Source organism: Lentzea sp. DG1S-22 (assembly GCF_036321065.1).
GTDB classification, from domain to species: Bacteria; Actinomycetota; Actinomycetes; order Mycobacteriales; family Pseudonocardiaceae; genus Lentzea; species Lentzea jiangxiensis.
Genome location: NZ_CP143276.1, coordinates 4,208,962 through 4,221,238, shown reverse-complemented (window position 1 = coordinate 4,221,238; position 12,277 = coordinate 4,208,962). Strand labels below are relative to the sequence as shown.

The following is a 12,277-nucleotide window of genomic DNA, read 5'->3' as shown; positions in this document are numbered from 1 at the left end:
GTTCGGGGGATGAGGGGCAGGCGGGGTTAGCGCCCGGCGGCGTCGATGTGTCGGTCGAGGCGCTCGGACACGGCCAAGCGCTCGGCGCGCTCGTGGGACAGGTCGCGGGCCAGGCCGCTGATCTCCTGGCCGTGCTCGCGCAGCGCCTCGTCGTGGCGGGCCTGCCCGGCGAGGACGGCGTCCAGGCGGGCGATGACCTTGTCCACGTCGTCGCGCAGGTTGGTCGAGTGGCTGTTCTGCACCTGCGCGCGGGCTGCGGCGGTGTCGGTCTTGACTGCGGTGAGCTTCTTGTCCGTCTTGCGGAGCAGTCCGGCGACGACGCCGAGGAAGCCCAGGCCCGAGGTGATCAGGGCAACGATGACGGGGTCGCTCACGCGCCACGCTCCTTGAGTTGGTGCACGAGCAGCTCCAGGCGCTCGATGCGGTTCTCCTGCTCCTGCACGACCGAGAGGAGGGCGACGCCGAGCAGGTCGTAGCGCAGGGACATGATCACGCCGTCCTCGTTGCGCTGAACGATTTCCGGCAGCGTCTGGTCGACCTCCTCGGCGATGAGGCCGAGTTCGTTCTTGTGGTCGGTGTTCTTGCGGTCGTAGACCCGCGGACGGAGCGCGAGCACGCGCTCGGGCTCGATCCAGTAGTCGCGGATGTTTTCCTTGAACCGCCGAGCCGAGGTGTTCTGGCAGAAGTTGCGGTTGCCGTCGACCCAGGCCGCGAACCACGGGCCGGGGCCGGGTCCGTTGGTGTGGACGCGGTCGGTGCCCCAGGCGCGGTGGACGTGGCCGTCGATCTCGCCGCCGCCGTGCCGGTGCCCCCAGACCGCGTAGTTGCCGTGGCCGTGGTCGGCCCAGCTCTTGTTGTTCCACAGGTAGTCCAGGTCGCCCTGGAGTCCGGTGATGTCGCCCTTGCCGTGCGTGTGGCCGGAGGGCGGGAACGAGGAGGGCTTGCCGCTCACGCTGTCCCAGGTGTGGGTGTGCGCGGACGGCGTGAACGAGCTGGGCACGCCGTCGAGGTCGTTCCAGTGGTGGCGGTGCGGAGCCGGGGCGAAGGTCGCCGGCTTGCCCTCGATCGTGCTCCACACGATGACCGGGGCCAGGTCAACCCAGCCCGAGCCGTTGTGCCACTCCCAGCGGCCGGTCGAGAGGTTGAGGCCCAGCGTGCCCAGCCGCGGCGCGGGCGGGCGGGTCTCGGTGCGCCACACCCGGACACGGCCGCCGACGAACTGGCGGTCGTCCTGCGGCGCGGTCGTGCCGATGTTGGTCGTGCCGGTCGGCACGGGCACCCGGCTCAGGCCCAGCTCGTAGATGCCGCTGTCGGTCTGGGTGAGCGGCGGGAGGCCCGCGCCCTGCTCGCCCTTCACGACCTCCAGGGTGATCTGGTTCTGTGCCGGGTCCAGTCGCAGCGCCACGCGGTCGGTGCGCGAGAGCGGCTCGGCCGCGGGGATCGGGACCTGCTCCACGGCGGTGGACACCACGACGTGGCCGCGGACGATCGCCATGCCGGGCTGGACGTTGACGTACATGCCGCCCGCGTCGGCGCTGACCGAGAAGGCCGAGCCGCTCGCGCTGTCCACGACGCCGGAGTCCTGGAGTTCGCGGAAGAGGTGGCTGTACTGGGATTCGGTGGTGGACTGGTTGTCGAACGGGTACGAGCTGACTGCCACGGGGGCGGCCTCCTGCGGGCACGGGGAAGCCCCCTGCGCGGCGTGGCACAGGGGGCTTCGGGAGACGGAAAGCTAGGCGGGGTCCGGCTCGGGCGCCGGGTCTGCCGGCTGCTCGTCGAGCGGGTGAATCTCGCTGGCGATGACCTCCAGGGCCACGACGTAGCGCAGCGCGGGCCGGAAGGCCGCCGGGTTGGGGTCGTCGGTTGCGGGAGCGTCGGTGAAGACGCCGAGGATCATGTCCGCGGCCTGGTCGTACTCCCAGCCGAGCAGACGTAGCGGCACGCCGGGGGCGGCGCTCGCGTTCGGGGTTGTCACCAGCGCCTCCTACTGGTCGGCGAAGAACGTCGCATTGATCGTCAGGTAGGCGTTGCCGCCGCCCATGCGGTGGACCTCGCCGTTGGCGCGGATGTCCACCCGGTTGAAGGTGTCGCCTACGTTCTGGACGGTCAGCAGGGTTGCCGAGGGGCGGCAGCCGACCGGGAGGGTTGTGACGTGGCTGGCGTTGCCTGAGCGAACAAGGCCGCGCATTTCCACGAGCGAGCTTGGGCCTTTGCGGTACTGGGCGGTGGCCCACTCCTCGCCGTAGTTGACCCACCCATTGGTCAGGGTGAGGGGCTCCCAGCAGTCGTCGATTTCGCCTGTGCCCCAACGAACATGGGCACCTCCTCCGGTGGAGTCGTTGCGCGTGACGATCATGACCCAGTGGGACGGGATCTCCCACGGGATGGCGTCGTTGTCGTCGGCGCTGGTGATGCGGAAGTTGTTGGGGTAGGTGTCGCCGTTCGTGCCGATGGGGAGCACGTACCAGAGCGTGGTGAAGTTTCCCATCGGGATTCGGCCACCTGTGACGGTGACGCTGTCGCCGCCCGGAACGGGGTTGGGGATGACCGTGCCGTCTGGTGGCATCCGAATCCACCACGACGTGTCGGTGACCAGCATCGGGTGGTAGCCGTGCGCGTAGACCCGGAAGTCGTAGGACCATCGGACGCTGCGGTTCCAGGCCACTGTCTTTACGCCGCCGCCGGTCATTCCGAACTGGACCCTGATCGCGTGCAGCGCTGGGTCCGGGCCGTTGTTGAGGAACTGGTGTCCCATCAGGCCTCCATCTCCACGCCGCAGGCGTGCAGTGAGGCGCCGTAGCCACCATCGGCCCATGCCTGGATGCGCTGGCCCGCCTCAAGCACCTGGGCGCAGTCGAGCGTGAAGACCCCGCCGGGGCTGAGCTTGAGGTCATGGAGAACGAACACGTCCTCCAGCATCAGGAAGTTCGCGCTCGCGGACTCGCTTCCCGTCCTGGAGTTGGAGAGCAGCAGACTGGTCAACACCCATCGCTTGCCTGCCGGCACCGTTGCAACGACCTCGCCGTACTCGTTTCCGAGTTCCTCGCGGACAAAGGTCTTCGGCGTCACCGCCACGAGTTACCACACCCCCATGAGGCTCATGACCGCCGCGTCGTCCGCGGCCGTCGTTCCGATCTCTGCGTTGCGTTCCAGGGCGCTGATGCGCTTGCGCGCGTCCTCCAGGCGCCGGTTCAGCGTCTCGTTGCGGTCGAACTGCCTCGGGTCGCCGAGGATCGCGCCGAGCTGCACGCCGGTCGCGCCGACCGCGAGCACGTAGCCGGTCGCGACGGCCGTCACCTCGCCCGAGCCGACGACGGCCGAGACGCGGTCGCCCAGGTACCAGTCGACGCCGAAGCGCATCGTGCTGTCATCGGTGGGCACCGCGCGCATGGCGACGGCCGTGAAGCCCTCTTCGGCGAGGACCTCGTCGGCGGCCTGCTGGTACTCGTCAGGGTCGTCGGTCTGGCGCTGGTCGACGAACCGTTCAATCCGCCGGCCCCAGTCCTGTTCCGCCTCGACAGCTTCCGGGGTGGTGGCCGCGAGGAAGTCGCGGTTTTCGAGCTCGCCCTGGCCGCCCACGATCACGCGCGTGACGCCGGGGGCCGCGATGGCGACGGACTGCGAGGCCAGTGTGCCGCTGAGGACGTCCAGGCGGATGTCCATGCTGCGGTCGATCACCTGGTAGGTCTCGAACACCAGCTCGTCCCCGCGCTGCACCACGCGGAATCCCAGGCCCGCCATCACGGCGATCTCGGCGACCAGCGCGCCCAGCACGGGGAAGCGGGCTGACTTCTTGACGCGGGGGCCGCGCGCGAGATTGGAGCCCATGCGCAGCCGGGCCTTGCGGCGTGCGGCCGGTGCGCCCGGTCCACAGTTGGCGTTGACGTAGCCGTGGATGACGCTCTCGGCGTCGCCTTGGCGCACGTCATGCGAGGCGGTTTGCGTGGTCGGGTCCGGATTGGACGGTTGGGGCCAGGCCAGCATGTCGGCGAGCACGACGGAGTCCGACACGCCCTCGAAGCTGACCATGCCCGCAGTGTCGTTGGCGGAGGTGACCGTGACCGGGCTGACCGTGGGACCGGACATCAGAATGTCCTGCGGGCCGGTGACGATGATTCCGGCGCCGGGCTGGCCGAGAGCGCCCGCGAGAGGATGCTCCGCGGGCAGCTCCAGCTTCCAGACGCCGACCCCGTTGTGCTCGCCCTCGATCCGGAGGTTCAGCTCCTCGGGCCGGATGAGGCCCAGGCGCATCAGGTCGCGGTTGCGGACCTCGACCGTGAGATCGGCGAGCCGCACTAGATCACCATCCACTTCCGGGGTCGCCAGGTGCACAGGATTCGCGACTCGGGGATGACGTCCTCCAGGCTGACCGTCGCGGTGGTCGTGCCGGGAGGGATACTCCAGAAGCGGGGTGCCGGCGCCAGCTCGCCGTAGCGGTTGCGGCCGAGGTTGTCGACGACCGTGCCCAGGCTGGCGTCAAGGAACAGGCTCTCGCCGACACCGAGGACGCCGCGCCAGTGCAGCACTTCGCCGGTCGGTGAGGTGGCCTTGAAGTCGCGGCCGGGGCCGACGATCTCCCAGACGGGGAACGAACTGGCGTCGCCAGAGTTCTCCAACTGGATCTGGCCGATGGCCTGGCTGGAGGCCACGTTCATGGTCGCGAGGCTGCCCGCGAGCAGGCCGCGGATCACGGCCTGCTCGCCGATCATCTTGCGCGTCGGCACGCTGTAGGTGAAGAACGGGTTTCCGGCTCGGAGCGTGATCACGATCAGCAGGTCGGTCTCGCCGATCGTGTCCACGCCGAAGCCGTAGTCGCCGCCCCCTACGCGGACCACGCTGGTGGTCCACGAGGTTCCGTCGTCCTCGACCCAGCGCAGCGTGCACGGCTCGGCCAGCATGACCGCCAGCCGGTTCACGAGGCGCTGTAGCTCCGCGCGGTCGGGAGCTTCGAGCAGCAGGGGCAGGTCGATGTCGCGCGGCAGGACGCGCCGGCCGCGGTAGATCGCGCCATCACCCGCGCCGCTGAGCCACTGCACGGAGACCGGGGGCAGGCCCAGCCCGGTCACACCGGACAGGGCCTGGACCCCCCTTCCCTTGCGCAGTGCGTCGTCGAGGTCGAAGACGTCCACTGTGGATTCGAGTTGCAGTCGTGGCACTTACCAGCCCATCCTTGCGCGACCGGCGGCTGCGAACAGGTCCTCCTCGGAGGAGATGGACGAGCCGGGGGCCGCGTAGTAGTTGAGAACCTTCTGGGTGCCTTCCCTGCTGCCTGCCAGCGCACCGTCCGCCAGCCCCGCCGCCCGTCGTGAAACGCCAGGGGCGTCCACTCCGGGGATGGCGAAGTCGGTGTCGGCCACGTCGTCGGTGAGGCCCCGCAACGACTTCCGGACCGCGTCGTAACGCGATTCGAGGCCGTCGATGAAGCCGTCGATGACGAGCTGGCCAGCGCCGCGCAGGATGGTCCGGTCGCGGGGAGCCGGTCCCTTCCAGTCGGGCAGGAGCGCGGTCAGCTCGGCGAGCGCGGCCCTCACCCGCCCGAAGGCGCTCCGGATGCCGGCAAGGAACCCGTCGATCACCTTGTTTCCAGCGTCGACGAGGAGCTGGCCGAGCGGTCCGAGCGCCGCGACGATGCGGTCCGGGATGCCGCGGACCCAGTCGACGACGCTGTTCACGCCGTCGCGCGCGGCGTCTGCCATCAACCGCCAGGCGTCGCGCGACTTCTGCCGCATGTCCTCCCAGCCGGAGGACCACAGCTCGCGCATCTTGCCGAGGCCGCTTGTCAAGGGCGCCAACAGGTTCACGCCCATGAACGTGGCGAAGGTGCCGGTGATCATGGACCAGATTCCCTGGCCGATTTCCTTGATCCCGCGCCAGACGCGGTCCCAGTCCGCCGTCAGGAACCCGGCGAAGATGTCCCAGGAGCCCTTCATGGCGGTGAAAGCGCCCGAGAAGACGTCGGTCAGTCCAGTTAGGACGGACGCGAGGTTCTCGCCGAGGAAGGACGCCAGCAGGCGTGCCGCGGGGAGGACATCCTCGCGGAAGACGCGCGCGGCCTCAGCCCCCTTCGAGACCATCGGTGCGATGACCTCGGCCACCTTGACGATGGCGCCGACCAGCGCCGGCAAGACCTCCAGCGCGAACGCGACGAACGCGGGAACGAGAGTCTCGCTCGCGAGCGTCGCCAGCTCGGCGAAGCCGGGCAGGAGCGGCGTTACCGCTTCCGTGATCCGCGCGAGGGCGTCAGCGACGAGCGGGATCAGCTTGACCAGCTCGGGCAGCAGGCGCTCGACCATGCCACCCCACACGCCGACCATCTGCACGAACAGCTCGGCGAGCTTCGGCATCAGGTCGCTGGAGGTCAGCGACTCCAGCGCGGTCACCAGCGCGTCGCCGATGAGCGGGAGCAGGCGCTCCAGGACGGGCAGCAGGCCGTTGATCGCGGTCGTGAGCGCCGGAACCAGGGCCGTGTCGGCTGCCCGCGCGAGCGCGTCGGCGACACGCAGCAGGACCGGCGACAGCGCCTCGGTCACCCGCAGCAGGCCGTCGCCCAGGACGCCGACCAGTCGGGTGATGCTCGGCGCGAGCCGGATCACGACCTCGGCCAGGGTCCCGAGGACCTCGGCCGCCAGCGGCCCCAGCACGCGAGCGAACTCGCCCACGAGGATGGCCAGTTTGCCCAGCGCGACAGCGACCGGCCCGAAGGCGGGTCCCAGTGCGGCCAGGGCATCGCGCAGCGCCTCGAACATCAGCACCAGCGCGCCCTGGAAGGCAGGGTGGCTCAGGGCCGTAGCGACGTTGTTGAGCAGCGTGCCGAGGGCCTCGCCGACCACCGGGAGGATGGCCGTGAGGGTCCGACCCAGCGTCTCCAGCAGGCGCGTGACCGCGGGACCCGAGATCGTGGCGATGAGATCCATCGCCTGGTGCGCCGCGCGGAAGACGTCGGTCATGCCGCTCTGGAAGCGCTCGCCGTTGACGATGTCGGCGATCCGGGTCAGCTTGTCGGCGAGAGTGCTCAGGGTGGAGCCGCCCGCGGCCTCGGCCGCCTTCGTCATGCCGAGGAAGATCCGTCCAACTTGGACGATGATCGTGCCGAGATCGGCGAGCGCCTGGATGCCGTTGTCGATCCAGGTCTGGAGTCGGCCGTCTGCGGACGCCTGCCCGAGGAAGTCGTCCAGGCGCTTGGAGATGTCGACGAACCACTGCGCCAGTCGGGGCAGGTAGGACGAGCCGACCGTGCCGAGCTTGGCCAGGATTCCGGCGTAGGCGTCGGTGCCCTTGCCGGCGACGCGGATGGACTCGACCAGCGAGTCGAACATGCCGCGCAGGACGTCCGCCCCGAGCGCCTTGCGCAGGGAGTTGGACAGGTTGGCGAAGAACCCGCCCAGCGCGTCCGCGGTGCGACCGGCGCCCTTCTCCAGGGAGGGGAACAGGTCGTCGACCAGCCGGCGAATCGGCGCCTCGGCCACCTTCCAGAACCGCTCGGAGAGCTGGTCCTGCAAGCTGGACAGTCGCGCCTTGACCTCGGGGAGGACCTCGTTGAAGTCCTTGAGGACCGCGATGGCGACACCCACTCCGACCGCGATGCCGCCGAAGATGCCGGGCAGGGCGAGCGCCGCTCCGCCGATCTGCGCCAGCGACGCCGACAGGGTGAAGAGATTGCTCACGGCGGTGAGCGCCCAGCCGGCCAGGCCTGCGATTGCAAGGGCGATCGAGCCGATGATCGGGACGTTCTTGTCCAGGTCGGACAAGGCCTGGCCGAGCTGGCGAATCCAGTTGGTCGCGACTCGGGCACCAGACAGCGACGCGAGCACGGCGCTCACGCGCGCGGCCGACGCCTTGTTGATGTCGACGATGATCTCCACGCGGCGGGCGCGGGTCATGGCGGCGAGCTTGGCCCTGGACGCCTTCTCCGACAGCGCGTTGACGTCGGTGTGGATCTCGGCCGTCAGGCTGCTGATCCGGTCCTCGATCTCCTCGATCTCGCGCTCCAGCTTGCGCCGGGCAACGGAGTCGAGTTCGGGCTTGATCTGCGCCTTGAGCTGCTCGATCTTCTCGGCGTGCGCCTCGATCTGGCGCATGGTGCGCTGCACCGCGGCCTGGTCGAGGGTCGGTGCGATCCGCACGCCGTCGAGGCGTGCCTGAACGCGCTTGCGGATCTCGTCCGCCTTGGCGTAGTTGACCGCCAGCTCCAGGTCCTGGTGGACCTTGAGGTTGCGCTCCAGCTCCGCCTTGGCCTTCTCCAGCGAGGCGCGGTCGGGCTTGACCTTGATCTCGACCTCGCGCAGCTTCTCCAGCTCGGCGTCGATCTTCGAGATGGCCGACTGAAGCGAGGAGACGCTGCCCTTGTTGACGCGGATGTTCACAGTGGTCGCGGCGTCGAGCTGGGCCTGAAGGTCCTTGCGGGCCTTCTCCAACGACGCCTTGTCCATCTTGACCTTGAGATCGACCTCGGCGAGCTTCTCCAACTCAGCGTCGATCTTGGCGACGGCGCGCTGGAGAGAGGACTCGCTGCCGGGCCGGACCTTGAGGTCCAGCGTGGCGATGCTGGCCAGTTGCTTCTCCAGCGCGCCCAGCTTGCTCGTCAGGTCAGCGCGGTCGAGCTTGACCTTGATTTCCTTCTCGTCCAGTGCGTCCAACTCGGCGCGCAGGCGCGTGATGGCCCGCTGCACCGAACCCTGGTCGTCCATCTTCACGCGCAGCGTGATCGCGTCGAGCTGCTTGGCTGCGGTCTCCCGCACCTTGCGCGCCTGCGCCGCGACGCCGCTCATGTCGAGGTTCGGCTTGACGACGACCTTGACATCCCGCAGGGCCTTCTCGATGACGTTGAGCTGACGCTCGGCGTCGGGCCGGAACTCGTCCGTGTTCGGCAGGACCTTGACCGCCACGCGGCCGATGATCTGGGTGCCGGGCATGAGCTACCTCCGGGAGATGCGCGCGTGCAGATCCGCGACGCTCACGCGCTTCTTGGGGGCGGCCGTGGGCGCGGACTTGGGCTTGTCGTTGGGGCGCGGCCATTCCGGGAACTTCGGAGGCGTCTTGCCCCAGTTGCCAGTCGCGCGGGTCTGCAAGTTGATGGCGTCGTAGGTGTCGGCCTGCATGTGCCGGTCGACGCCCCAGCCGAAGTGCCGCATCCCGCCGTTGGCGAGCGCAGCGGTCATGGAGGTGTCGGGAAGCCTCTGCACCAGAGCGAGGACAAGGGCCGGAGCCGGTCCGCGGCACTCGATCACGTCCACCAGGTCGATGCCGTAGTGAAAGCGCAGGTCCGCGTACAGGCCCCGGCCGTAGTCGTCGATCAGGCGGCAGAGGACGAGGCTTCCCCCACGGACTGGCCCTCCGTGTAGCGCTCGAACACCTCGGCCAGCACGCCGAGGTCGTCGCCGATGGAGTCGATGAGCAGCTTGGCCTGCGCCGGGGTCTGCGCGACGATGCGCAGCGCCTCCTGGAAGACGGCCACCTGGTCGACGTCCTCGGCCTCGCCCGCCTCGGTCTCCATCTGCTTCTGGATGCCGATGAGCTTGTTGCGCTGGGCCTTCTTCATCCGCAGCGGGTTGAGCAGCCGCACGGTCTCCTTGCCGAGGGTGATGTCGGTGGAGCCGTACTTGCGGTCGGCGGCGGCGCGGATGTCGTCGAGGGAGAAGCTGGACACGGTTGGCGGACCTCCAGATTTGGGGCAGTACAAGGAGAAGCGGACCAGGGAGGAGCCACCGCGAGGGGTGGCCCGGCGTGCACGCGGGTCCGCAAGGCACGTGCACGCCGGGTGTCAGGGGGAGCGCGCGGGTCAGGCGACCGCGCCGGACTCCCAGGAGTCGCCATCCCAGTGGGCCTGCGTGGAGTCGCCGAGGGTCACGAACTGGCCGGCGGTCCACGCGGTCGCCGGGGAGGCGGTGATCGTGCTCGCGCGCAGCGCCGCCAGACTCGACGGAAGGGCCGCGCCGGACGGGGTGAAGGTGCCGGGCGTGCCCGCCGTCGCGCCCGTGGCGACCACGGAAGTCGGGGTGCTCGCGAGCGGGGTCACCGCGTAGGTCCACGTGTTCGTGCCGTGCACCAGCGGAGTGATGCCGATCGGCATGCCGGCGAGCGACTCCGTGTCCGACAACGACATGTCGTCCGCGCGGTAGATTTCCGCCTTGGGCGCGTAGAAGGCGAAGATGTTGTCGCCGTCCACGAACACGACCAGCACCGCGCACACGGTCGGCTTGGGGTCGGTCGGGACACCCAGCGTGCCGTTGGCCAGCAGGGGCGCGTTCGCGCCGTAGAACAGGCGCAGGCCCTTGACGTCGAACTGCTGGAGCGTGAACAGCATCCTCTCAGTGCGCGCCGAGTAGCGGGTGCGCAGCGTCTTGTTCTGGAGCGTCGCGAGGACCGTCGCCTCACCGCCCTCGGAGGTGATGCTGAGCAGCTCCTCCAGCGAGGTGTGACCGACGTTGTCCCACGGGGCCGCGGGCGAGGTCAGGTCCGAGGGCATCTCCGTGCCGGTCGGGGCCAGCAGGTAGTTGCCGGTGTCGATGACGAGAGTTGCGCCGTCGTCGAGTGCCAAAGTCGTTCCCTCCCAGGGGATCGAGGGGTCAGCAAGGACCCCGCTCCTCGACGAGGGCGGGGTGAAGGTGGGGAGGAGTCAGCGCCTGCGCGGCTTGCGGATCTCCAGGTCGTACGTGCTCTCGTAGCGCCACATGCCGGTGGGCAGATCGGCGTACTGCACCGGGCCTGAACTGGTGGCCCAGTCGGGCTTTCGGGAGGGCTCGCCGCGCATCTTGATCGAGACGATGGACCCCAGGCCGGGGTAGTTGACGTGGGCGAGCCAGGCATTGCGCATGACCACGCGCACGGCCTCGGAGACGATCGCGCCCTTCTCGTCGCCGTCCGGGTCCTGCGTGAACACGTTCACGCTGAAGCGAGCCTGGTCGGTGAACCGCGGGTCGCCGCGCCAGGCGCCCAGGGCGGGCAGCCGGCGCACGATGATGAACAGGCCGGGCGCGTCGTCAGCGATGAGGCTGACGACAGGCACGTCCGGCAGGCCCTCGCGCAGGATGCGCAGGCAGATGTCCTCGATCGGCGTGAGCTCGACCAGGGCCAGCACGCTGGCGGGAAGGTCGATCATTGCCTGCCCCTGCGGGGCTTGCGCTTCACACCCATCGCGTCGCGAAGGACCCCAAGGCCCTCCATGCCCGCGCGGCCGACCGGGTCGTCCTCGGTCGGCGGAACGGGGGCGCGACCGAACTCGATGCTCATGGCGGCCATGAGGCCGCGCTCGTCGTCGAGGACCACGAAGCGGTCGATGTCACCCTGCTCCACGTCGATGCTCGCGTGGCCATCGTGGCGATGCGCGGCGAGGCCGGCCTCAGCGTGCCCCGCGCGCTCCAGGGCGATGTCGTCCAGACCGTCCTGCACGGTCCGATGCAGGGCGATGAGCTTCTCGATCCTGTGGCGCCCAACGCGCCGGTACACCTCAGCCACTACGGCCTCTCTCGGATGTCGAGTGACCAGTGCCGGGTGCGGCGCGTGCCGTGGTGGTACTGCGGCGGCGAGACGATGTCCCACTGCCGACCCTTCCACTCCACGCGAGACCAGAGGTTCACGCCCTCCAGGTCCGCGGACACGATCATGCGGGTCACGTTGATCTGTTGCTGGCCGGGCACTTCGGCTCGCGCAGAGCGCTGTGGGATGAACGCCGCGCGCACATCGTGCGGGCCGTCCGGCTCGGCGCGGGTCACGTGGTTGCCGCGCCGGTCGGTGGTCTGGGCCGTCTTCCAGATGCGGGCGAGCTGCCCGCGCTTGCGCTGGTGGCTCACCAGGGGCTCTCCGGGTCGGAGAACATCGGGAACGGCTTGCCGCCGCCGGTCACCGGGACGTAGCCGGCGACTGGCTTGGGCCGGGAGTTCCAGGCCGTGACGGGCGCGGTCAGCAGTGAGGTCTTGCCCGACATCGACGTCAGCGCCCGAAGCTCGTCGCTGTTGAAGTGCGCGGACCCGGCGCGGTCGCCGAGTTCGCTCCACGTCAGCGTTTCGTCGCCCGCGCGGCTGGTGACGTAGCCCTCCGGGTTGCGCATGTAGCGCACCGCGGCCCCCAGGACCATCGTGCGGACGAGCTGCGGGGCCGTGAGGGGATCGGGCCAGGGGCGGCCGTAGTACCTGGCCCAGCCGGACAGGTCGTCGAGAGCGGCAGCGCCCAGGCGCTCCTCGTCCTCGTCGAGCGTCCAGTCCAGGCGGGCCTTGAGCTGCTCCAGCGTGGCGAAGGGCTCCATGCTCATGCCTCCTCGGTGCGCACGGGGGCAGGCGGC

General features: G+C 69.6%; 15 protein-coding genes. All 15 read right to left on the bottom strand.

Annotation, left to right across the window (positions count from 1 at the left end; genetic code table 11):
• Positions 1-26: 26 nt before the first annotated feature.
• Positions 27-374, bottom strand: a complete 348-nt coding sequence (locus tag V1227_RS18980) for a hypothetical protein (protein ID WP_329793893.1) — start codon at positions 372-374, stop codon at positions 27-29.
• Positions 371-1,660 (bottom strand): tail fiber domain-containing protein, encoded by a 1,290-nt coding sequence (locus V1227_RS18975; protein ID WP_329793892.1) that lies wholly within the window; start codon positions 1,658-1,660, stop codon positions 371-373. Before V1227_RS18975 ends, V1227_RS18980 begins: the two co-directional genes overlap by 4 nt.
• Positions 1,661-1,732: 72 nt before the next feature.
• The gene (locus V1227_RS18970) at positions 1,733-1,975 is read right to left on the bottom strand and encodes a hypothetical protein (RefSeq protein WP_329793891.1); all 243 of its coding nucleotides are present in this window, start codon (positions 1,973-1,975) and stop codon (positions 1,733-1,735) included.
• Between the two features lie 9 nt (positions 1,976-1,984).
• Positions 1,985-2,755, bottom strand: coding sequence for a hypothetical protein (locus V1227_RS18965; RefSeq protein ID WP_329793890.1), 771 nt, complete (start codon positions 2,753-2,755; stop codon positions 1,985-1,987).
• Positions 2,755-3,075 carry a hypothetical protein gene (locus V1227_RS18960; protein WP_329793889.1) on the bottom strand — a complete coding sequence of 107 codons (321 nt, stop codon included), beginning with the start codon at positions 3,073-3,075 and terminating at the stop codon, positions 2,755-2,757. Before V1227_RS18960 ends, V1227_RS18965 begins: the two co-directional genes overlap by 1 nt.
• A 3-nt stretch (positions 3,076-3,078) precedes the next feature.
• The gene (locus tag V1227_RS18955; RefSeq protein ID WP_329793888.1) at positions 3,079-4,332 is read right to left on the bottom strand and encodes a siphovirus ReqiPepy6 Gp37-like family protein; all 1,254 of its coding nucleotides are present in this window, start codon (positions 4,330-4,332) and stop codon (positions 3,079-3,081) included.
• The gene (locus V1227_RS18950; RefSeq protein WP_329793887.1) at positions 4,296-5,156 is read right to left on the bottom strand and encodes a hypothetical protein; all 861 of its coding nucleotides are present in this window, start codon (positions 5,154-5,156) and stop codon (positions 4,296-4,298) included. Before V1227_RS18950 ends, V1227_RS18955 begins: the two co-directional genes overlap by 37 nt.
• Positions 5,157-8,912, bottom strand: a complete 3,756-nt coding sequence (locus V1227_RS18945; RefSeq protein WP_329793886.1) for a hypothetical protein — start codon at positions 8,910-8,912, stop codon at positions 5,157-5,159.
• Positions 8,913-8,915: 3 nt separating this feature from the next.
• Positions 8,916-9,182 carry a hypothetical protein gene (locus V1227_RS18940; protein ID WP_329793885.1) on the bottom strand — a complete coding sequence of 89 codons (267 nt, stop codon included), beginning with the start codon at positions 9,180-9,182 and terminating at the stop codon, positions 8,916-8,918.
• Between the two features lie 110 nt (positions 9,183-9,292).
• Entirely contained in the window at positions 9,293-9,646 is a 354-nt protein-coding gene (locus V1227_RS18935; protein ID WP_329793884.1) for a phage tail assembly protein, read from the bottom strand.
• Positions 9,647-9,778: 132 nt separating this feature from the next.
• Positions 9,779-10,537, bottom strand: a complete 759-nt coding sequence (locus V1227_RS18930; RefSeq protein ID WP_329793882.1) for a phage tail tube protein — start codon at positions 10,535-10,537, stop codon at positions 9,779-9,781.
• Between the two features lie 78 nt (positions 10,538-10,615).
• Entirely contained in the window at positions 10,616-11,098 is a 483-nt protein-coding gene (locus tag V1227_RS18925; protein WP_329793881.1) for a hypothetical protein, read from the bottom strand.
• Positions 11,095-11,454, bottom strand: coding sequence for a DUF5403 family protein (locus tag V1227_RS18920; RefSeq protein WP_329793880.1), 360 nt, complete (start codon positions 11,452-11,454; stop codon positions 11,095-11,097). Before V1227_RS18920 ends, V1227_RS18925 begins: the two co-directional genes overlap by 4 nt.
• The gene (locus V1227_RS18915) at positions 11,454-11,789 is read right to left on the bottom strand and encodes a phage head completion protein (protein WP_329793879.1); all 336 of its coding nucleotides are present in this window, start codon (positions 11,787-11,789) and stop codon (positions 11,454-11,456) included. Before V1227_RS18915 ends, V1227_RS18920 begins: the two co-directional genes overlap by 1 nt.
• Positions 11,786-12,247 carry a hypothetical protein gene (locus tag V1227_RS18910; RefSeq protein WP_329793878.1) on the bottom strand — a complete coding sequence of 154 codons (462 nt, stop codon included), beginning with the start codon at positions 12,245-12,247 and terminating at the stop codon, positions 11,786-11,788. Before V1227_RS18910 ends, V1227_RS18915 begins: the two co-directional genes overlap by 4 nt.
• Between the last annotated feature and the right edge of the window lie 30 nt (positions 12,248-12,277).

Coding starts and splice junctions, on each gene's coding strand:
- V1227_RS18965 (WP_329793890.1), bottom strand. CDS start 2,755: ATGGGACACCAGTTCCTCAACAACGGCCCGGACCCAGCGCTGCACGCG.
- V1227_RS18945 (WP_329793886.1), bottom strand. CDS start 8,912: ATGCCCGGCACCCAGATCATCGGCCGCGTGGCGGTCAAGGTCCTGCCG.
- V1227_RS18925 (WP_329793881.1), bottom strand. CDS start 11,098: ATGATCGACCTTCCCGCCAGCGTGCTGGCCCTGGTCGAGCTCACGCCG.
- V1227_RS18910 (WP_329793878.1), bottom strand. CDS start 12,247: ATGAGCATGGAGCCCTTCGCCACGCTGGAGCAGCTCAAGGCCCGCCTG.